Origin of the sequence: Haloterrigena turkmenica DSM 5511 (assembly GCF_000025325.1) — an archaeon.
Taxonomy (GTDB): Archaea; Halobacteriota; Halobacteria; order Halobacteriales; family Natrialbaceae; genus Haloterrigena; species Haloterrigena turkmenica.
This window is the reverse complement of sequence record NC_013743.1, coordinates 2,524,218-2,543,107: the sequence shown is the minus strand read 5'-3', so window position 1 is coordinate 2,543,107 and position 18,890 is coordinate 2,524,218. Positions and strand designations below refer to the sequence as shown.

The window sequence follows — 18,890 nt, the reverse complement described above, 5'->3', positions numbered from 1 at the left end:
CTACTAGAGAGTATTCGGTGGGAAACAGTCGAACATATATAGACGAGATCGGACGATCGGTCGACCGGCCGAGGGTCACGCTGATGGAATCCCGAGTTTCGCGACGTATCGACCAGCGCCAGATTCCATAATTCGGTCAAAAAATCGAGTCAGGAGTGGCCCCATTCACCGGGCACGAACTACGCGACGAATCTCCCGACGACGTTCGGACGCTTCGGAGCCGTCGACTCCGACTTCCCGTAGCCGCATGTATCGATGACTTCGTTAGCCGAACTTGCCAGTGATGTAGTCCTCGACGCGGTCGTGCTCGGGGTTCTCGAAGATTTTGTCCGTGTCGTCGAACTCGACGAGCTCGCCGCCAGTGAGGAAGACCGCCGTCTTATCGGAGATCCGAGCGGCCTGCTGCATGTTGTGGGTGACGATGACGACCGTGTACTCCTCGGAGAGGTCCTCGATCAAGTCCTCGATTTTCGAGGTGGCGATCGGATCCAGCGCCGACGCCGGCTCGTCCATCAGGATCACTTCCGGGTCCGGAGCGATCGCCCGGGCGATGCAGAGCCGCTGTTGCTGGCCGCCCGAGAGATCGAGTCCGCTCGAGTCCAACTGATCTTCGACCTCCTCGAGCAGTGCGGCCCGCTCGAGGGCGGTTCGAACCTTCTCGTCGACGTTTTCATCTTTGTCCTGGACCCGAAGCCCGTAGGCGACGTTGTCCCGAATCGATTTCGGGAACGGGTTGGGCGACTGGAAGACCATGCCGATCTTCCGGCGTAAGGCGACTGGATCGACGTCGTCGTCGTAGACGTTCTTCTCGCGGAAGTAGAGGTCGCCCTCGACGCGGGCGATGTCTATCAGATCGTTCATGCGGTTGATCGAGCGCAGGAACGTCGACTTTCCACAGCCCGACGGGCCGATCAGCGCCGTCACCTGTTTTTCGGGGATGTCCATGTGGATACCGTCAAGCGCCGGGTCGTCGCCGTAGTAGACGTCCAGATCGCGGGTTTCGATGACGGCGTCGTCGACCAGCGGTGATCCGAGGGGGACGTCGTCGGTTGCGGACGTGTCCGAACGGGCGGTGCTGTCGTCGGACGTCGAGACGGATTGGGTTCCGTTCGCGGTCATTGTGAGTGATCTCGGGCTTATCGGTTGGAAAACGCGGGTCGATACGATTGCTGCCGTGGTGGCACGCGACCGGCGGCGCGCGCCGGACCGAACTCGGCTCCGATCGGTCGGTGTCCGAATCGGTGCGCAAGTACCATTATCCGCACTCAACCGCCGAGCGAACAAATACTGTGCTATGAGCGCTCCGTCCGTTGTACGTCGTCCCAATGGCGCTATAGTGACCTACGGAGAGCGAGGCGTACGACGGCGCTGGTCGGTGGCGCTGCTCGATTTTCGCGACTGAGCGGCGCGTCGGTCGCGAACGGTCGGGTACGGATCCGTCGCTGCCGTCACTACATAGTACACTGTCAACTATACATATCTCTACGACCGAGACTGAATCGCAAGGGATCGGAGTGCGTATTTCGGCGACTCACCGCTACAACGACAGTGGTGCGCTCATACGCTCGTTGACGCCGAACTCTATAGATGAAGATGGGTTTATACGCACGGGGTCGAATCGCCACGGTATGGAGACGCGCAAGGTGCAGGTAACGGGCGGATCGACGTTCACCGTCTCGCTGCCGAAATCCTGGGCGACCGACAACGACGTCAGCGCCGGAACGACGGTCGAGTTCTATCCGGAGGGAGATTCGCTGCTGTTGACGCCCCAGAACGAGACCGATCGTCAAGAGGGAACCCTCGACGTCACAGACCTCGAGGGCGAGCGGCTCACCCGGGCCGTGATGACGATGTACGTCAGCGGCTTCGACATCATCCGCCTCTCGGCCGGCCGCATCACGACCGACCAGCGCAGCGCGATCCGGAGCGCGACCCAGAGCCTCGTCGGCGTCGAGGTCTTAGAGGAGACGACCGATAGCGTCGTCATCCAGGACCTGCTCGACTCCTCGGAGCTGTCGATCGTCAACGCCGTCTCGCGGATGCGCCTGATCGCCCGGGCGATGCTCAAGGACGCCGTCACGGCGCTCGTCGAGAACGACGACGACATCGCTCAGGACGTCATCGAACGCGACGACGACGTCGACCGCCTCTGGCAGGTCGTCTCGCGGATCTTCCGCGCGACGCTGCGCTCGCCGCGGGCCGCGGAGGAGCTCGGCGTCCCCCGTGAGGACTGCTTCGACTTCCACTCGAGCGCCCGCCAGCTCGAGCGGGTCGCCGACCACGCGGCCAAGATCAGCAACCTCGCGCTCAAACTCGAGGCGATCCCCGAGGACGTCGCCGACGCGCTCGTCGCGCTCCACGACGACGTCTCGGACATCATCGAGAAGTCGATGGACGCGCTGGTCGCCGAGGACAGCGACGAGGCGACCGACCTCGGCCACGCCGCCCGCGAGGCGATCCTCGAAATCGACGAGCACACCCGAACGATCGACGACATGCTTCGGGAGCTCGAGCCGGTGCAGGCCCAGTCGCTGGGGCTGATCGTCGACTCGCTGTCCCGGAGCGCCGACTACGGCGGCAACATCGCCGAGACGGCCCTCCAGAAGGCCGCGCCTCGCCCCTGATTCGGCTGCGATTTCGGCGCTTCTGCCCCCCGACCGAGGATCGTATGTATCTAGCGTCGAGACAGTGTTCGCGAGGCCGGCTGAGAATTTTCCCGCGACGCCGCGAACGACGACGGGATGGAGTACACTCACCTCGGCGAGACGGGACTCGAGGTGTCCCGGCTCTGTCTCGGCTGTATGAACTTCGGCAGCGGCGAGCCGTGGATGATAAACGACCGCGAGCAGTCCCGTGCGGTGATTCAGCGGGCGCTCGACCTCGGGATCACGTTCTTCGATACGGCGAACGTCTACTCGCAGGGCGAGAGCGAGGAGATCCTCGGCGAGGCGCTAGCCGAGTCCGACCGGGTGCGGTCGGAACTCGCCGTCGCGACGAAGGTGTACGGCCCGATGCACGACGGCCCAAACGGGCAAGGGCTCTCCCGCAAGCACATCTTCGAACAGGCCGACGCGAGCCTCGAGCGACTCGGACTCGACTACATCGACCTCTACCAGATCCATCGCTGGGACGACGAGACGCCGATCGCGGAGACGCTCTCGGCGCTCGATACGCTCGTCGAGGAAGGCAAAGTCCGCTACGTCGGCGCGAGCACGATGCCCGCCTGGAAGTTTGCGAAGGCACTGTACGAGGCCGACCTGAACAACCGCGAGCGGTTCGTCTCCATGCAGTGCGAGTACAACCTCGTCGACCGCCACGAGGAGGCCAACGTCCTGCCGCTCTGTGCCGATCAGGGGATCGGCGTCCTTCCGTGGTCGCCGCTGGCCGGCGGCTTCCTGACGGGCAAGTACGAACGCGACGCGGACCTCGAGGAGGGCCGCGCCGCGTCGGACGAGTTCATGGAGAAGCGGTTCACCGAGGAGAACTGGGACGTGCTCGAGGGCGTCCGCGACCTCGCCGACGCGAAGGACGTCACGCCGGCACAGCTGTCGCTCGCGTGGTTACTCCACAAGGACCTGGTCGACGCGCCGATCGTCGGCCCGCGGACGATCGATCACCTCGAGGAAAACGTCGGCGCGCTCGAGGTCGACCTGACCGACGAGGAACTCGAGCGTCTCGAGGCGCCGAAGACGCCGGTCTGGAACGCCGAAATCGGGGACGTCTGACGCGCCTGCCCGCGGGGGCTCGAGTGGGCTCCGTGACGGTTCGACGATAGCTGTCGCTCGAGAAAACTGAGCGTCGCCTCCGAAGCGAAGACGAAGCGAGACGGTCGCGATCTAGTCGAGCAGAACGGCGTTGACCTGACCGGTCTGACCGGGACGGGAGGTGACGCGGGCGCGGCCTTCCGAGGTCTCGATGACGGCGCCTTTCGTGATGATGTTTCGGCGGACGTAGTTGGGGTTGGCGTCGTTCTCGACGACGTCCTCGATATCGGCGGAGACGGTCTCGCCGTCCTTGTTGACGCTGGCGACGTCGGTCGCGAGCGCGCGGGTCTTCGTCTCGTTGCCGCGGACGTCGACGGTTCGGTATCGGGGCTCGCCGACCTGCGTCTCCGTCGGTAGGCGTCCGAGCTCGTTCTTTCGGCGCTTTCGGACGTTCTTCAGTCGGCCACCGGTTCGCTTGCGCGTGGAGCGTCCCTGGTTTTGCATACTCGCATCCAGTCTCGGCGTATATTTATATGCAACGTTAGGGCCCCGTCCGGACCCGCCCGGCGAGGCGCGCGGTCGCGACCGCCGTCGACTGCCCGTGTCGACGCTCCTCGTCGGCCCGTGTGGGGCTACTCGTCGCCGACCAGGCAGTAGCCGTGCCCCGGCTCCTCGAGGACCGTCTCCTCGTCGTCGTAGTAGTTCGAAAAGACGGCCCGTTCTGCGTAGTAGATCCGCCCGTCGACGGGGACCGCCGCGCTGGTGACCCGGCCCCGATTCTGGACCCGCCACCGCTGGTCGCCGGTCTCCTTGTCGAGGGCGTACAGGTGCGAGTCGTAGGAGCCCGCCAGCACCGTCTCCGCGGTGACCGTCAGCGCGCCGATGACGCGGCCGCCGACGTCCGTCGACCACAGCTCCTCGCCCGATTTCGCGTCGAGCGCGTAGACGTAGTCGTCGTCGCTGCCCATGTAGACGACGTCCGCGTCGGTGTCGACGGCCGGGTTCGACATGATCACCTTGCCCGTCTCGAAGGCCCATTCCTCCGAGCCGTCCTCGAGGTCGAGACAGTAGAAGGTCCCGTCCCAGCTACCGACGTAGCCGTAGCCGTCGTGAGCCGCAGTGGTGCCCTTGATCTGAGCGCCCTTGCGGAAGGCGCCGCCCTCCTGTTCCTCGCCGTCGGCGTCGGCCTGGAACGACCACGCGAACTCGAGGGAGGGGTACTCCCAGCAGTAGACGACGCCGTCGTTCGACCCGAAGAGCAGACGGCCCGCCTCGAGATCGATCGTCGGCGAGGGGTGGGCCTGTCCCCAGACGCGGTCGTCGCTCCACGTCGGGTCGCCGGTGTCGGGGTCGACCTCCCAGATCGCGCCGGAGGAGGGCGGGGCGTACTCGGAGACGACATAGAGACTGCCGTCGTGGTAGGCGGGACTCGAGCCGATCGCGAGCGGACCGTCCAGATCGCCGTCCTCGGAGCGCGTGCGCCAGACGATCTCGCCGTCGTCGCTCTCAACGTCTATCGCGTAGAGGTCCCCGTCGTAGCCGCCGATGAAGGCGGTGTCGCCGACGATCGCCGCCGACCCGTGAAAGCCCTTTTTCGTCGCGTCCGTCTGGGTCGCCCACTGGAGGTCGCCCGACGGCGCGTAGGCGCACACCTTGCCGGTATCGCCGGCGAAGACGATCGTCTCGCCGTCGGGCGTCGGCACGGGACTGGACTTGGCGGCCGTGTGGTCGGCGGCGTTGATCGGGAACGACCAGTTGACGCTCACCGACTCCGGGACGGTTTCGTCGGGGTAGTAGCCGAGGCGCCGGAGACCGTTCTGGAACAGCGACACGTCCTCGGAGCCGTCGAGGCGTCCGCCCAGCGTGGTCGGCAGGCCAACACAACCGGCCAGTCCCGCCGCCGCGGCGCCGGCGCTCGCGCCGAGCAACTGACGACGCGAGAGGTCGGCGGACCGGTCGGGACCGCGCTCGGACACCGTATCTCGGTTCGGAGATCGCATTGCGTGGTCTACACCTCTCGAGGGAATCTCGAAAAAGCCCACTGTTTCCGCGGCCGTCGCGAACGCGACGCCGGCCGGCGTCCGCGAGGCCCCGTTTCAGGCAATAATGTTTATACGGTGGTAGGAGAGTCAGGACGTATGACCGATTCAGGACCCCGCCGACGAGATGTACTCGTCGCGATCTCGGGAACCTCCCTCCTACTTGCTGGCTGTTCGGAAACCGACGCGTCGGTCGAGGATACCGGCTACGGAACCGCCTACGGACGCGAATACGGACGCGGAGGCGAGCAGTCGTGAGCGACCGAACGCCCCGGCTCGGACTCGAGACGTTCGAGGAGGGCGACGCGTGGGATCACACCGACACGGTCGAAGCCGTCGACGAACACGCGATTGTCCGGGGACCGATCGCCGACCGTCCGGACGAGGGCGAGTACGACGACGAACTCTACCACGCGAACGATCAGGGGATCACGTGGCGCTGGGACGCCTCGAGCGAGGACTGGACGTACTTCGGCGGCAAGGGCTGTTCGGAGCAGCCGATACCGGGGACGAGTCACTTCGAGGCGGCGGAACTCGTCCACGCGCGCACCGAGGAGACCCCCGTCTGGAACGTCGAAGCCCACGGGATCGAGGGCGACGGCGAGACGGAAGTCGGGGCGGCCGTCCACGACCTCCTCGCGGACGTCGCTGAGGCCGGCGGCGGGATCGTCTACTTCCCGCCCGGCCGATACCTCCTCGAGCGGACGCCGCTGATCGGCGACGATACGCTCCTGCTGGGCGCGGGTCGCGCGACGGTCCTCGAGGGAACGCGCCCCGAGGACGAGGAAGGCCGGGCGCTGCTCTCCAACAGGGGCTACGACGCGGTCGATTTCGACGGCGCGTCGGATTGGGCGATCTGTAACGTCCGAATCGATTCGCCGGCCACGAACGGGATCATGCCTGCACACGCGGAGAACGTCCGGCTGGAACGAATCTACGGCGACCGGATCTACTACCACCACATCGACGTCGTGTCCTCGAAAAACGTCGGGATCGACGGCTACTGGGCGACTCGAGGCGGCGAGGCCGACTCGGACGCGCCGATTCAGTTCGACAACCAGACCACGGAAATCGCGTCGAACAGCGTCTGGAACGGTAACGAGGAGCTACTGGCCGGGAGCGACGGCACCCCGACGCGGAACTGCACGCTCGAGAACTTCGAGATCGACCCTGCGAACGGTCCGGAGTACGGCGTCCACATGCACCGGAACGGCAACGAGTCGATCACCATCAGGGACGGGTACATCACCGGTTGCCTCTATTCGGCGATCCGAGGCGACACCGGCGACGCGATCGAGGACCTGACGATCGACTCCGTCTCGTGTATCGAGAACGCGCGGGGGATCTCGCTCGGACATATCAAGGGCGGCCGACGAGAGCTGACCATCAGCAACGTCACGATCAGAACCGACAACAGGGGGCTGGCCGCCGGCTCGGGACTGTACGCGGCCGGGTTCGACGGCGCCGAGATCTCGAACACCGTCGTCGACGGCGAGTTCACGAACGCGATCCTCTTCGACGACATGGACGACCTGAAGCTGAGCACCGTGACGGCCAAGGGCGCGAGGGATCAGGCGTTCCGATTCCGGAATAACGTCGACGCGACGCTGACGACCGCTCGAGCGGCCGAGTGCGGCGACGCGGGCGTCTACGTGGGAGACGGCAGTAGCATCGCCTACGGCGGCGTCACGTTCGACGATGTCGGCAGCGAAGTCGACATCCACGACGATGGGACGTTACGGGAGTGGACCACCTCCTCGTCGTGAGCGCGCCCGTCTAAAAATTGCGACCGTTCGTTCGCGCCGATCGCGGCGGAACCGGACTATTCCTGCTGGGCGTCGACGACCGCGACGCCAGCCAGATTCACGATGTCTTTGACCTCGTCGCCCCGCTGGAGGACGTGGACCGGCTTGTCCATGCCGACCAGCATCGGGCCGATGGCGTCGGCGCCGCCGAGTCGCTGGAGCAGCTTGTAGCCGATGTTACCGGACTCGAGGTTCGGGAAGACCAGCACGTTCGCCGGGTCCTCGAGTTCGGAGAAGCCGTAGGTTCCCTCGAGGATGTCTTCGACGACGGCGGTGTCGGCCTGCATCTCGCCGTCGACCGGGAAGTCGGCCTCGGGGTCGTCCTGGAGCATGCTCGCCGCGCGTCGGGGTCGGCGGGTCGCTTCGTTGTCGACGCTGCCGAAGTTCGAGTACGAGAGCAGGGCCGCGCGCGGTTCGATGTTGAACCGTCGCGCCAGCTTGCCCGTCTGTTTGGTGACCTCCGCGAGGACCTCCTCGTCGGGGTCCTGGTTGACCGTCGCGTCGGCGACGAAGATCACGCGGTTCTTGAACGTCAGCATGTAGACGCCCGCCGCGTAATCGACGTCCTCGTCGGTGCCGATCACCTGCAGCGGCGGCCGCAGCGCCGAGGGGTAGTGGTGGGAGAGGCCGGTCAGGAGCGCGTCCGCGTCGCCCTGTTCGACCATCACGCTCCCGAAGTAGTTGGTGTCGCGCTCGACGAGTTCGCCGGCCTCGCTGCGCGTGATCCCCTTACGGGATCGGAGCTCGTGGAGCCGGTCAGCGTACGCCTCGTAGTCGCCAACTGACGGGTCCGCGATCTGCGGATCGAAGTCCAGTCCGAGGTTGGCCGCCGTCTGGCGGATCTCGCTCTCGTCGCCGATGAGGATCGGCAGCGCGATTCCCTGCTCCTGGATCTGGTAGGCCGCCCGGATCATCTTCTCGTTTTCGCCCTCCGCGAGCGCGACCGTCTTGGGGTCGCTCTTGGCCTTGTTGAGGACGACGCGCATCATCTCGCGGGACTTGCCGAGGCGGGCCTCGAGTTCTTCCTCGTACTCCTCGAGATCGAGTTCGGTGCGGGCGGCGCCGGACTCCATCGCGGCCTCCGCGATCGCCGGCGCGACGCGGAAGAGCACGCGCGGATCGACCGGCTTCGGAATGATGTAGTCGGGGCCGTACTGGATCGGCTCGTCGCCGTAGGCCTTGACGACCGCGTCGGGGACGTCCTGACGGGCGAGGTCGGCAAGCGCCTCGGCGCAGGCGACCTTCATCTCCTCGTTGATCTCCGTCGCGCGCACGTCGAGCGCGCCCCGGAAGATGAAGGGGAAGCCGAGGACGTTGTTGACCTGGTTCGGGTAATCCGAGCGGCCGGTGGCCATGATGACGGTGTCGTCGCGGGCCGCCTTCGCTTCCTCGTAGCCGATCTCGGGATCGGGGTTGGCCATCGCGAAGACGATCGGGTTGTCGGCCATCGACTGGATCATCTCCTGGGAGACGATGCCGCCGATCGAGAGGCCGACGAAGACGTCCGCGCCCTCCATCGCGTCTGCGAGGCCGCCCTCGGGGAGGTCCCGGGCGAACTGCCGTTTGTACTTGTTGACGTCACCCTCCGCCGCGCGGGCCTCGGTGATGATCCCCGAGGAGTCACACATCGTGATGTTCTCCTCGCGGACGCCCAGCGACTCGTAGAAACGGGCCGACGCGATCGCGCTCGCGCCGGCGCCGGAGAAGACGACCTCGAGCTCCTCGAGGCTCTTCCCGGCGATGTCGGCGGCGTTGAGCAGCGCCGCGCCGGAGATGATCGCGGTGCCGTGCTGGTCGTCGTGGAAGACGGGAATGTCGATCTCTTCGCGCAGGCGTTCCTCGATGGTGAAACAGCCCGGCGCCTTGATGTCCTCTAAGTTGACGCCGCCGAACGTCGGCTCCATCATCTTGATGGCCTCGACGATCTTGTCGGGGTCGGCCTCGTCGAGCTCAACGTCGAAGACGTCGATGTCGGCGAAGCGCTTGAACAGCACGCCCTTCCCCTCCATGACGGGTTTCGAGGCCTGGGCCCCGATGTCGCCAAGACCCAGCACGGCAGAGCCGTTCGAGACGACGCCGACGAGGTTTCCCTTGGCCGTATACTGGTAGGCGTCGGTCGGATCTTCGTCGATCTCCGTACACGGCGCGGCGACCCCGGGCGAGTACGCCAGCGAGAGGTCGCGTTGGGTATTCGTCGGTTTCGTTGTCGAAATCTCTATCTTTCCCGGCGGATCGGTACGGTGATACTCGAGTGCGTCCTCGTCTAATCCCATATTGGGGACACTGCAGGGGAGTACTAAAAACAATGTGAAGGGGAGTTTCGACGATCGTCGAATACCCGGCCCGGTCCGATCGGCGCTCGAACCCGACGCGTTCCCCGATTCGACCGTTTTATACGCTCCGCGCAAGTGGAATGGGGTATGGACGTCGCGCTTGGTGGGACGTTCGACCCCGTCCACGACGGCCACCGTCGGCTGTTCGAACGGGCGTTCGAACTCGGAGACGTGACTGTGGGACTGACGAGCGACGAACTCGCACCGAAGACACGACACGTCGAACGCCGCGTCAGATCGTTCGACGAACGGAAGGAAGCGCTGGAGGCGGAGCTCGAGTCGTTTGCTGCGGATCACGACCGCGCGTTCGAGGTTCGCTGCCTCGAGGAACCGACCGGCATCGCGACCGAACCGCAGTTCGACTACCTCGTGGTCTCGCCGGAGACCAGAGACGGCGGGGAACGGATCAACGAGATTCGCCGGGAGCGCGGCCACGACCCCCTCGAGGTTGTCGTCGTGCCACACGTCCGCGCGGAGGACGGCGACATAATCTCAAGCACCCGGATCGTCACGGGCGAGATCGACGAACACGGGAACGTCCTCGAGGACGGAGACGACGCAGCCGAATCCGACTGACAGCTCCGATCCGATCAGTTCAGCGTCTCGAACGGCGAACCGAATCGAGGGACGGACGCGATCGCGTCCCGGTTCGCGAATTTCGTTCTCGTAGCGTATACTTACGGAAAGACAGTCACAGAATGGCCCCGTGAAACAGTCGAAACGGTCTGTTGGGGCGAGTTACCACCGCGGCGGCTCGAGGCCTGCGGTTTCGAGGAGGTCCTTCCAGCGAGACTGGATCGAGAGCCGTGAAACGTCCGCGGCGTCAGCGACAGTGCCCTGCGTTCGGCCCTCGCCGGCGACGAGCGAGCCGGCGTAGACGCTGGCCGCGAGGACGGCTCGCTTCGACCGATCGTCCTCGGGAACGTCGGTCAGGAAGAGATCCACTGCACACGACCGCGCTTCCGTCGAGAGCTCCAGCCGATCGGCGATCTGCTCGAGTTCTTCGAGCCACGGTTCGTACTCGATTCGATCCCGAGCGCTGTGCATGCACCCGGCTATCGGCCCAGCGCGCATAAAGGTAGGGCCGATCAGTCAGGAAACGATCACATATTCGGACGACTGATTCGAAATAGCACCGAACGGACCGTCCAATCCGGTGCTACGCTGGGCAACGTTCAGATACGAACGAGTTGCCTAATTGGTTGTTCACTGATACGTTCGCTAGGACACGACTACTAAACCGGGTTGTCTTCGTCTCTCACAATAGACGCTCGTCCGGCTCCTGCACGGCTGCGTCCCGTCTATGAAAGAGCCAACCTGCAAGCTCGTCTGTACCGGCTGCGGCCTCGAGATGCCGTACCGGGATCGATCGCTGGCCGAACAAGCGGCGGAACTGCACCAGCTTCGGGATTCGGAGCACGTGACGTTTATCGTGCCGCCGGACTGGTCACCCGAGGAGCCAGTGAAACAGCGGTAGCGTGTATCGACAGGTACTTACTCGATTCGTGAAAAGCTGGGGGTGCGCGCGGGTAGCCAAGCTAGGCCAACGGCGCAGCGCTTAGGACGCTGTCCCGTAGGGGTCCGCCGGTTCGAATCCGGTCCCGCGCATTTTCCGCGAACAACGTCGTGAGCGGAAAATGTAGCCAGCGGATTCGAACGAGGAAGACGCGCGCAGCGAGCGACGAAGCCGCGAGCGAGCACGTCTTCGCGTTGTTCGAATCCGGTCCCGTGCCCCTGATTTACAAACACTCGGGTCCCACTCGAGCCGTCGCAATCACTCGAGGCGAAAGACGACCTCAAGTCCCGGGCGATAGTCCCGAGTCCTGGGCGATAGTCCACAAAAACCAACCGATCGCCTTCAGGTTCCGAAGCGATAATAATTCCTCGCGTGTCTGTGTCGTATATGACCCGTACGGGACGATACGGTGATCTCGATTACCCGACCCTCACGAAGGGCGGCTTCCTGCTCGGCCTGGGACTCCTGGTGCTGGGCGCCGCCGGCGAGTTGCTCGGCCACGCGTTCGTCGGACAGCTGCCGGCGTGGGAACACACGCTGTTCACCTTCGCGGAAGGCGGCGGCCTCATCATCGGCTTCTTTTCGGTGTGGATCTTCGGGGTCATCCTGCCGCTTACCGAGTGAGCCGCTCGGCTCGAGCGGCGACTCGACGCGGTGACTCGAGTCTGCGAGTAGCAGCCGTCGACGCTGACGACCGACCGGCCCGACGGCGGCTCGCTCGAGGAGTCGGCGGAACCGTCCCACCGATGGCGGTTCGAGAACGGTTTGGGCGTCGTCCAGAGCGGGCTTCCACTGGTTGAGAATCGGACCAACGACGCGGCACACCGTCGAATGACGGGATTGCCGTTCGGGCGCGGATCGCGCGCCGGAACGCGGTGTGGGTATTTTGAATCCGGTCGAACCGAGAGAGAAGCGACAGACGCGCGTCAGACGGTCCACAACGCTTATTCGCGCGGGAGCAACTTATACGAGCAATGGCCGGGTTAGACGACGTGTTCGGGGATCTTTATGCGAGCATCGACGCCATCCTTCTCTTCTCGCCGAGCGGCTCGTACTACGAACGCTTCGCGGACGTCGACGACCTCGACGTCATCGTCGTCGGGACGGAAAACCCCGTCAACGCCGACATCTTCGTCGAACTTCCCCTCGCGTTCGACGACATCAAAGAGCGGATCAAGTTCGGTCTCGAGGGCGCCATCGAACAGGACCTCATCGAGGACGGTGACCAGTTGGTCTGTGCGACGAGTCTCTACGGCGACGAGATCGATACGGTCTCCCGGGTCCGCGCCGACGCCGAGACGCACACGGGCATCTACGACCTGTTCGTCAAGTCCCGCGCGGAGCCGGAGGTGATCAAGGCCGTGCTCGAGTTGGCGATCGAACTCGGCAAGAAGGGCCAGAAGGGGAAACCTGTCGGCGCGCTGTTCGTCGTCGGCGACGCGGGCAAGGTGATGAACAAGTCCCGCCCGCTGTCGTACAACCCCTTCGAGAAGTCCCACGTCCACGTCGGCGATCCGATCGTGAACGTGATGCTCAAGGAGTTCTCGCGGCTCGACGGCGCGTTCGTCATCTCCGACGCGGGCAAGATCGTCTCGGCGTACCGCTACCTCGAGCCGTCCGCGGAAGGTGTCGACATTCCGAAGGGATTGGGCGCGCGACACATGGCCGGGGGCGCGATCACGCGGGATACGAACGCGATCACGATCGTGCTCTCGGAAAGCGATGGGCTCGTCCGGGCGTTCAAGGCCGGCGAGCTCATCTTGGAGGTCGATCCGGAGGCGTACTGATATGGTAGAGTGGCAGACGCTCATCGACGAACCGGCCGTGATAGCCGCGGCGGTGCTGGCGCTCGGCCTCGTCGTCGGCTATCTGGTCGGGCGGCTCAACGAGGAACTCCTGCAGGCGTCGGGCGTCCCGGAGGCCGTCGAGGGGACGCCGTTCGAGCGGACCGCCCAGTCGATCGGCACCTCGACGGTCGAGATCGTCGCCAGACTGAGTTCGTGGTTCATCTACGGCATCGCCGTGTTGACGGCGATCCACATCGCGCAGTTGCTCGACACGGAGGCGTTCTGGCTCCGGGTGACGAGTTTCATCCCGCAGCTGTTCATCGCCGTCCTCGTGCTCATCATCGGCTTCATCATCGCCGACAAGGCCGAACTGGTCGTCAGCGAGTACCTCCGGGGCGTCAAGCTCCCCGAGGTCTCCGTGATCCCGAAGCTCGTCAAGTACAGCGTCCTCTACGTGACGCTGATCATCGCGCTCGGGCAGGTCGGCGTCCACGTCGTCGCCCTGCTAATCTTGCTGACAGTGTACGCCGTCGGCATCGTCATCGTCGGCACTGTCGCCTTCAAGGACTTCCTCGTCTCGAGCGCGGCGGGGATCTACCTGCTGCTCAACCAGCCCTACGGGATCGGCGACGAGATCCGGATCGGCGATCAAACGGGGATCGTCCAGGAGGTCGACCTCTTCGTCACGAAGATCGAGGACGACTCGGAGGAGTACATCGTCCCCAACCGGAAGGTCTTCGAGAACGGGATCGTCCGAATGCGGGACTGATATCGCACAGTACGGCCGTTTTTGTGACATTCATCGAGAGCGGCGAGCGTCTCCTCACTCGAGCGAGAGCCCCGCGTGCCACCGATCGGCGCCGGCCTCGCGTTTGACGCGGTCCATCTCCGCCAGCAGGTGCGTCGCGAGCGTCGCGGTCTCGGCGGCTCGAGACTCCCCCTCCGTGCGGAACTCACCGGTCTCGCGGTTGGCGTAGACGGTACAGACCGCGCCCGCGCGGAGGCCGTAGAGGTTCGCCAGCGTCAGGATCGCGCTGGCCTCCATCTCGATGTTTTTCACGTTCGCCTCCGTGAGGTCCTCGACGAGGGTCTCGGAGCCCGCGGCCTCGAATCCCTCGAAGCCGGGGCGGCCTTGCCCCGCGTAGAAGGAGTCGGCGCTCATCGTGACGCCGGTGTGGTAGTCGTAGCCCAGCCGCTCCGCCGCGGCGACGAGGGCGCTGACGACCTCCCCATCGGCCGTCGCGGGGTAGTCCTCGCGGACGTACTCGCCGCTGGTCCCCTCCTGGCGGACCGCGCCCGTCGTGATGACGAGGTCGCCGACGTCCATCTCGGGCTGGATCGCCCCGCAGGAGCCGACCCGAACGAAGGTGTCACAACCGACTCGAGCGAGTTCCTCGACGGCGATAGCCGCGGAGGGGCTGCCGATCCCCGTCGACGTGACCGAGATCGGCGTCTCCTCGTACGTTCCCGTCGCGGTCCGGTACTCCCGGTGATGTGCGGCGATCTCGTGGTCGTCCCAGAAGGCGACGATCTTCTCGAGGCGCTCGGGGTTCCCCGGTAGGAGAACGGTGTCGGCCACGTCCTCGGGACCGACCTCGAGGTGGTACTGGACGTCGGCGTTCGGGTCTTCGCTGTCGCTCACGTCGATGTCGTCGGTCATTCGGTCCGGCGATTCGAGGCGGCGCGGTATATAACTGCAGGGCGCCCGTAGCGAGCGTATGGCCGACGCAGACGAACACGAGACCGCGGAGGTCGACGAGAGCGGCGATGTCGTCGGGGACGAGGGCGCTGACGGAGACACCGGAACGCTCACCGACACCTACGTCGCCGCGATCCAGCACGAACTGGTCGACCTGCCGCCGGAGACGACCCGCGTCGGCGTCGTTCGACAGCCGACGCGGTGGTTCCACGGTGCCGTCGACGAGAATCGGCCCGAACTGGGGCCACCGACGGACCTGCTCGAGTCGTTCCGCCAGCGCGAGGAGGACATGAAGATGCGGGGGCTCTGCGAAGAGGGCGCCCACAACGCCGCGTGGGACGAGGTCGAGTTCGAGGAGGCGTATCGAGAGCATCTCGAGGAATCGGCCGACGCGCAGGCCGCGCTCGAGGATCTCGAGTCGCGCTTGGCCGAGGGCGAGTCGCTGGCGCTGGTCTGTTACGAGAACACCGAGAAGAAGCGGTGTCACCGGACGGTTCTCCGCGAGGTGCTGTCGGAGCGCTCGCCGTGACCGGACCGCCGACGCGGAGTCGGGACTCGCGACGGTTTCCGCCGACGTGACTCGACGTCAGGTCCAACGTTTATCCACGGTATTGTGGACGTGAGCCCATGCGGCTCGTGGAGATTCTGATTCCGAAACAGAAGCGCGAGGCCGTCGAGGAGCTGCTCGACGGAGAGGGACTCGATTACACCCTCGTCGAGGAGCAGAGTCGCGAGGACCCCTCGGTCGTCATCACGTTCCCGTTGCCGGCACCGGCGGTCGAATCGGTTCTCGACGACCTCCGAGACACGGGCCTCGACGATGACTCCTACACCGTGATCGTTGAGGCGGAGACCGTCGTCTCGGAGCAGTACGAGGAGCTCGAGCAACGATACGCGCAGAACACCGGGCGCATCTCCCGCGAGGAGCTACAGGCCCAGGCGAAGGATCTCACGCCCAGATTCAATACGTACCTCGTCATGACGATCATGAGCGTGGTCGTCGCGACCGCCGGCCTGTTGCTCGATTCGCCGGCGGTCGTCGTCGGGTCGATGGTGATCGCCCCGCTGATCGGCCCGGCGCTCGGCGCGAGCGTCGGCACGGTCATCAACGACCGCGCGCTGTTCCGGCGCGGCATCAAGCTGCAGGCGATCGGACTCGGTGTCAGCGTCGTCACCGCCGCCGCCTTCGCGTTCGCCATCCGGACGACCGGGCTCGTCTCGCCGATGCTCGACATCTTCGAGATATCGGAGGTTCAGGGCCGGTTGACTCCGGACTTGCTCTCGCTAGCTATCGCGATCGGCGCCGGGGTGGCGGGCGCGTGGACGCTCACCGCGGGCACGTCGGCCGCCCTCGTCGGCGTCATGATCGCCGCGGCGCTCGTTCCGCCCCTCGGCGTCGTCGGCATCGGTATCGCGTGGGGCTTACCGTCGGTCGCCATCGCCGCGGGCCTCCTCGTCCTCGTCAACATCCTCACGATCAACATCACCAGTCTCGCCGTCCTCTGGCACAAGGGGTATCGGCCGGACGACTGGTTCCAGCAGGACGAGGCCCGCGTCGCGACGGAAAAGCGCGCCGTCGCGCTCGCCGTCACCATCGTCGTCCTCTCGGTGTTTCTCGGGGTCGTGACCTACGACACCTACCGGACCGGAGTGTACGAGGAGGAGGTCCACGAGGACGTGGAAGCCGTCGTCCAGTCGCCCCAGTACGACGACCTCTCGCTCATCGACGTCTCGGTCGAGTACGACGATCCGGTCCCGCTCCGACAGCCGGAACGCGTCGTGGTTCGAGTCGCCCATCCCGTCGGCACCGAACCGCCGCTGATCGACGACGATATCCGCTCTCGAGGGAGCATCCGGGCCGAGTCGGCGATTCCGTTACCGACCGGACCGCTCGTCGGGTCCAACCGCGCGGAGGTGGTCGTCTACTACGTCGAAAAGGGGTGACCCGGGACGGCGACGACGCGTCACTCGAGCATCTCCTCGGTGATCGTGTTCGGCAGCAGTTCGCCGAGCGTGTACTCGCTTGGCTCCGCATCCTCGCCCTCGTCGCAGATGACGACCAGATCGTCGTCGCAGAACTCGGCGAGGGTCTGGCGGCACATCCCGCAAGGCGTGACGCCGTCGCGGCGGCCGGAACTGACCGCGAGTCGCGCAAAGTCGCGATGGCCCTTTTTGACCGCCTCGGCGACGGCGACCTCCTCGGCGTGGAGGCTGTTACTGAAGTTAGCATTTTCGAGGTTACAGCCGACGAAGACCTCGCCGTCGGCGGTCTCGAGCGCGGCGCCGACGGGGTACTCGGAGTAGGGGACGTGAGCGGAGTCCTGAACGGTGCGGGCGGCCTCGAGCAAGTCGGAGTCGGTCATGACCGGTACTGATTCGAGCGGACGGAAAAAGGTCCCTCTCGACCACCGTCACCGCGAGGCAGCGACGGCCGATTTGATGACTTCGCGCGCCTCGGCGACCAGTTCGTCCACGGCGTCGCTCTCGGCGTAGAGGCGCACGTAGGGTTCGGTCCCGCTGGGGCGGACGAGGATCCAGGAGGCGTCCTCGAACTCGAGGCGGACGCCGTAGTCCGTGTCGACCGCGGCGTCGGGGAAGGCGTCGGGGAGGTCGGACTCGAGGGCGGCCATCGCGTCGGTCTTGGCGTCGTCGGGACAGTCGACGCTGACCTTCCGGTAGGGCCGTTCGGTGACGGGGTCGCGAAGGGTCGCCGTATCGCCGGCGTCGGCGATCAGTGCGGCGACGACGGCGGCGCTGGCGACGCCGTCGATCCAGCCGCCGAAGGCGGTGTGGATGTGTTTCCAGGGCTCGGCGGCGAAGACGATCTCGGTGTCCGGACCTCCCTCGGCTCGCTCCCGTGCGATCCCCTCGTGGAGCGCGCCGAGGCGAACGCGTTCGACGCGGCCGCCGGCCTCGCGAACCCGCTCGTCGATCCGGGCCGAGGCGTTGGGCGTGGTGACGACGACGGGGTCGTCGGCGTCGCTCATCTCGGTGTAGTGGGCGGCGACGACGGCGAGGATCGTGTCCTCGTGGATCACGTCGCCGTCGGGGCCGAGAACGACCAGCCGGTCGGCGTCGCCGTCGTGGGCCAGCCCGAGGTCGAACTGGTCGGCCCTCGCGGCGGTGGCGCCCCGCTGTTCCGAGGCGGGCGATCGCTCGCTCCCCGCGAGGAAGTCGGTGAACTCCGTGAGCGTCTCGGGCGTCGGTTTGCTCTCGCGGGCGACGAAGTGACCGTCGACGGTGGCGTTGACCGCGACGACGTCGGCCCCCAGCCGCTCGAGTACCTGCGGGGTCGCGAGCGACGCCATGCCGTTGCCGCAGTCGACGGCGATCGAGAGTCCGGCGAGCGGACCCGGAGACGAGATCTCATCTCCTGAATCAACGAAGCGGCCGCGGACGAAATCGATGACGGCGTCGCGATACTGATCGAGGATCTCGAGTTCGGCCGACCGACCCCACTCGTCCCAGTCGGCGACCGCGGGCGAGGTGCCGTCCGCGAGCCGGTCCTCGATTTTCCGTTCGGCCTCGCGGTCGTATTCGACGCCGTCGGCGAAGAGCTTGATCCCGTTGTCCGCGGGCGGGTTGTGGCTCGCGGTGAGCATCACGCCCCGTCGGCCCTGCGAGGCGAACGCCAGCGCGGGCGTCGGCACCTGTCCGAGACGGTAGACATCCGCGCCGGCGCTCTCGAGACCGGCTTCGACGGCGGCGGCGAGCGCGGGCCCGGTTTCCCGGCCGTCCCGGCCGACGACGAACGTCGCCCCCGGCTCGCCGGCGGCCTGCGCGACGGAAAGCGCCAGCGACGGGGTGATCTCCTCGACTGGACCGCGGATCCCGGCAGTCCCGAATAGCGTCATGTGGGGCCGTTCCGCGAGGAACTACTTAGCAACACTGCACACGCGTCGCGTTCGCACTCTCGACGGCGATCCGTCTGCTCGGGCGGACTCGTGAAACTGCGAAAACGGCGGGGGAAGCCGATTCAGCGCGGCTGGCGGGAGCTGTTCGCCCTC

19 protein-coding genes and 1 tRNA gene are annotated in these 18,890 nt (G+C 65.8%); 12 read left to right on the top strand and 8 right to left on the bottom strand.

Translation table 11 applies throughout. The features are described from left to right. Nucleotides 1-264 precede the first annotated feature (264 nt). The gene (gene pstB / locus HTUR_RS12225) at nucleotides 265-1,119 is read right to left on the bottom strand and encodes a phosphate ABC transporter ATP-binding protein PstB (protein ID WP_012943635.1); all 855 of its coding nucleotides are present in this window, start codon (nucleotides 1,117-1,119) and stop codon (nucleotides 265-267) included. A 509-nt stretch (nucleotides 1,120-1,628) separates the two neighbouring features. Between pstB and HTUR_RS12220 the strand changes: the two genes are divergently transcribed. Both HTUR_RS12220 and HTUR_RS12215 read left to right on the top strand, forming a co-directional pair. Beyond that, nucleotides 1,629-2,624 carry a phosphate uptake regulator PhoU gene (locus HTUR_RS12220; RefSeq protein ID WP_012943634.1) on the top strand — a complete coding sequence of 332 codons (996 nt, stop codon included), beginning with the start codon at nucleotides 1,629-1,631 and terminating at the stop codon, nucleotides 2,622-2,624. A gap of 117 nt (nucleotides 2,625-2,741) precedes the next feature. After that, entirely contained in the window at nucleotides 2,742-3,725 is a 984-nt protein-coding gene (locus tag HTUR_RS12215; protein ID WP_012943633.1) for an aldo/keto reductase, read from the top strand. Nucleotides 3,726-3,836: 111 nt separating this feature from the next. Here HTUR_RS12215 and HTUR_RS12210 read toward each other — a convergent pair whose 3' ends face one another. Further along, nucleotides 3,837-4,208, bottom strand: coding sequence for a 30S ribosomal protein S8e (locus HTUR_RS12210; RefSeq protein WP_012943632.1), 372 nt, complete (start codon nucleotides 4,206-4,208; stop codon nucleotides 3,837-3,839). 128 nt (nucleotides 4,209-4,336) lie between these two features. Continuing rightward, nucleotides 4,337-5,704: an outer membrane protein assembly factor BamB family protein gene (locus HTUR_RS12205; RefSeq protein WP_012943631.1), complete on the bottom strand. Its 1,368-nt coding sequence runs from the start codon at nucleotides 5,702-5,704 to the stop codon at nucleotides 4,337-4,339. Nucleotides 5,705-5,842: 138 nt separating this feature from the next. On the opposite strand from HTUR_RS12205, the gene HTUR_RS27400 reads away from it, so the two are divergent. Together HTUR_RS27400 and HTUR_RS12200 are read left to right on the top strand one after the other, a co-directional pair. Continuing rightward, nucleotides 5,843-6,001, top strand: a complete 159-nt coding sequence (locus HTUR_RS27400) for a hypothetical protein (RefSeq protein ID WP_187291453.1) — start codon at nucleotides 5,843-5,845, stop codon at nucleotides 5,999-6,001. After that, on the top strand, nucleotides 5,998-7,509 hold the full coding sequence (locus tag HTUR_RS12200) for a glycosyl hydrolase family 28-related protein (protein WP_012943630.1): 1,512 nt from the start codon (nucleotides 5,998-6,000) through the stop codon (nucleotides 7,507-7,509). Before HTUR_RS27400 ends, HTUR_RS12200 begins: the two co-directional genes overlap by 4 nt. Nucleotides 7,510-7,565: 56 nt before the next feature. Here HTUR_RS12200 and HTUR_RS12195 read toward each other — a convergent pair whose 3' ends face one another. Beyond that, nucleotides 7,566-9,821 (bottom strand): NADP-dependent malic enzyme, encoded by a 2,256-nt coding sequence (locus HTUR_RS12195; protein ID WP_012943629.1) that lies wholly within the window; start codon nucleotides 9,819-9,821, stop codon nucleotides 7,566-7,568. 147 nt (nucleotides 9,822-9,968) lie between these two features. Here HTUR_RS12195 and HTUR_RS12190 point away from each other — a divergent pair, with 147 nt between their 5' ends. Further along, a complete protein-coding gene (locus HTUR_RS12190; protein ID WP_012943628.1) occupies nucleotides 9,969-10,457 on the top strand; it encodes a phosphopantetheine adenylyltransferase in 489 nt (162 codons plus the stop codon). A gap of 162 nt (nucleotides 10,458-10,619) precedes the next feature. On the opposite strand, the gene HTUR_RS12185 is transcribed toward HTUR_RS12190, so the two are convergent. After that, complete coding sequence (locus HTUR_RS12185; protein WP_012943627.1) at nucleotides 10,620-10,928, bottom strand: cyclin; 309 nt, start codon at nucleotides 10,926-10,928, stop codon at nucleotides 10,620-10,622. 256 nt (nucleotides 10,929-11,184) lie between these two features. Here HTUR_RS12185 and HTUR_RS27395 point away from each other — a divergent pair, with 256 nt between their 5' ends. The 5 genes from HTUR_RS27395 (at nucleotide 11,185) to HTUR_RS12165 (ending at nucleotide 13,953) form a co-directional block, all read left to right on the top strand. Further along, on the top strand, nucleotides 11,185-11,358 hold the full coding sequence (locus HTUR_RS27395) for a hypothetical protein (RefSeq protein WP_012943626.1): 174 nt from the start codon (nucleotides 11,185-11,187) through the stop codon (nucleotides 11,356-11,358). A 46-nt stretch (nucleotides 11,359-11,404) separates the two neighbouring features. Then, nucleotides 11,405-11,489: transfer RNA gene (locus tag HTUR_RS12180), tRNA-Leu, on the top strand. Nucleotides 11,490-11,784: 295 nt separating this feature from the next. Next, entirely contained in the window at nucleotides 11,785-12,021 is a 237-nt protein-coding gene (locus HTUR_RS12175; RefSeq protein ID WP_012943625.1) for a DUF7860 family protein, read from the top strand. Between the two features lie 350 nt (nucleotides 12,022-12,371). Next, nucleotides 12,372-13,184, top strand: a complete 813-nt coding sequence (gene dacZ, locus HTUR_RS12170) for a diadenylate cyclase DacZ (RefSeq protein WP_012943624.1) — start codon at nucleotides 12,372-12,374, stop codon at nucleotides 13,182-13,184. A 1-nt stretch (nucleotide 13,185) separates the two neighbouring features. Next, nucleotides 13,186-13,953 (top strand): mechanosensitive ion channel family protein, encoded by a 768-nt coding sequence (locus tag HTUR_RS12165; protein ID WP_012943623.1) that lies wholly within the window; start codon nucleotides 13,186-13,188, stop codon nucleotides 13,951-13,953. A 54-nt stretch (nucleotides 13,954-14,007) separates the two neighbouring features. Here the strand turns inward: HTUR_RS12165 and HTUR_RS12160 are convergent, their stop codons facing one another. Continuing rightward, nucleotides 14,008-14,844, bottom strand: a complete 837-nt coding sequence (locus HTUR_RS12160) for a nucleoside phosphorylase (RefSeq protein ID WP_012943622.1) — start codon at nucleotides 14,842-14,844, stop codon at nucleotides 14,008-14,010. Nucleotides 14,845-14,902: 58 nt separating this feature from the next. Between HTUR_RS12160 and HTUR_RS12155 the strand changes: the two genes are divergently transcribed. Both HTUR_RS12155 and HTUR_RS12150 read left to right on the top strand, forming a co-directional pair. Then, a complete protein-coding gene (locus tag HTUR_RS12155; RefSeq protein WP_012943621.1) occupies nucleotides 14,903-15,412 on the top strand; it encodes a DUF488 domain-containing protein in 510 nt (169 codons plus the stop codon). Between the two features lie 98 nt (nucleotides 15,413-15,510). Then, a complete protein-coding gene (locus tag HTUR_RS12150; protein ID WP_008894635.1) occupies nucleotides 15,511-16,827 on the top strand; it encodes a TIGR00341 family protein in 1,317 nt (438 codons plus the stop codon). A gap of 20 nt (nucleotides 16,828-16,847) precedes the next feature. Here HTUR_RS12150 and cdd read toward each other — a convergent pair whose 3' ends face one another. Further along, the gene (gene cdd / locus HTUR_RS12145) at nucleotides 16,848-17,246 is read right to left on the bottom strand and encodes a cytidine deaminase (RefSeq protein ID WP_008894636.1); all 399 of its coding nucleotides are present in this window, start codon (nucleotides 17,244-17,246) and stop codon (nucleotides 16,848-16,850) included. A gap of 48 nt (nucleotides 17,247-17,294) precedes the next feature. Then, nucleotides 17,295-18,737, bottom strand: coding sequence for a phosphomannomutase (locus HTUR_RS12140; protein WP_012943620.1), 1,443 nt, complete (start codon nucleotides 18,735-18,737; stop codon nucleotides 17,295-17,297). Between the last annotated feature and the right edge of the window lie 153 nt (nucleotides 18,738-18,890).

Excerpts from the sequence above, each read along its gene's own strand:
- pstB (WP_012943635.1), bottom strand. The coding sequence starts at position 1,119 with ATGACCGCGAACGGAACCCAATCCGTCTCGACGTCCGACGACAGCACC.
- HTUR_RS12220 (WP_012943634.1), top strand. The coding sequence starts at position 1,629 with ATGGAGACGCGCAAGGTGCAGGTAACGGGCGGATCGACGTTCACCGTC.
- HTUR_RS12215 (WP_012943633.1), top strand. The coding sequence starts at position 2,742 with ATGGAGTACACTCACCTCGGCGAGACGGGACTCGAGGTGTCCCGGCTC.
- HTUR_RS12210 (WP_012943632.1), bottom strand. The coding sequence starts at position 4,208 with ATGCAAAACCAGGGACGCTCCACGCGCAAGCGAACCGGTGGCCGACTG.
- HTUR_RS12205 (WP_012943631.1), bottom strand. The coding sequence starts at position 5,704 with ATGCGATCTCCGAACCGAGATACGGTGTCCGAGCGCGGTCCCGACCGG.
- HTUR_RS27400 (WP_187291453.1), top strand. The coding sequence starts at position 5,843 with ATGACCGATTCAGGACCCCGCCGACGAGATGTACTCGTCGCGATCTCG.
- HTUR_RS12195 (WP_012943629.1), bottom strand. The coding sequence starts at position 9,821 with ATGGGATTAGACGAGGACGCACTCGAGTATCACCGTACCGATCCGCCG.
- HTUR_RS12190 (WP_012943628.1), top strand. The coding sequence starts at position 9,969 with ATGGACGTCGCGCTTGGTGGGACGTTCGACCCCGTCCACGACGGCCAC.
- HTUR_RS12185 (WP_012943627.1), bottom strand. The coding sequence starts at position 10,928 with ATGCACAGCGCTCGGGATCGAATCGAGTACGAACCGTGGCTCGAAGAA.
- HTUR_RS27395 (WP_012943626.1), top strand. The coding sequence starts at position 11,185 with ATGAAAGAGCCAACCTGCAAGCTCGTCTGTACCGGCTGCGGCCTCGAG.
- HTUR_RS12175 (WP_012943625.1), top strand. The coding sequence starts at position 11,785 with ATGACCCGTACGGGACGATACGGTGATCTCGATTACCCGACCCTCACG.
- dacZ (WP_012943624.1), top strand. The coding sequence starts at position 12,372 with ATGGCCGGGTTAGACGACGTGTTCGGGGATCTTTATGCGAGCATCGAC.
- HTUR_RS12165 (WP_012943623.1), top strand. The coding sequence starts at position 13,186 with ATGGTAGAGTGGCAGACGCTCATCGACGAACCGGCCGTGATAGCCGCG.
- HTUR_RS12160 (WP_012943622.1), bottom strand. The coding sequence starts at position 14,844 with ATGACCGACGACATCGACGTGAGCGACAGCGAAGACCCGAACGCCGAC.
- HTUR_RS12155 (WP_012943621.1), top strand. The coding sequence starts at position 14,903 with ATGGCCGACGCAGACGAACACGAGACCGCGGAGGTCGACGAGAGCGGC.
- HTUR_RS12150 (WP_008894635.1), top strand. The coding sequence starts at position 15,511 with ATGCGGCTCGTGGAGATTCTGATTCCGAAACAGAAGCGCGAGGCCGTC.
- cdd (WP_008894636.1), bottom strand. The coding sequence starts at position 17,246 with ATGACCGACTCCGACTTGCTCGAGGCCGCCCGCACCGTTCAGGACTCC.
- HTUR_RS12140 (WP_012943620.1), bottom strand. The coding sequence starts at position 18,737 with ATGACGCTATTCGGGACTGCCGGGATCCGCGGTCCAGTCGAGGAGATC.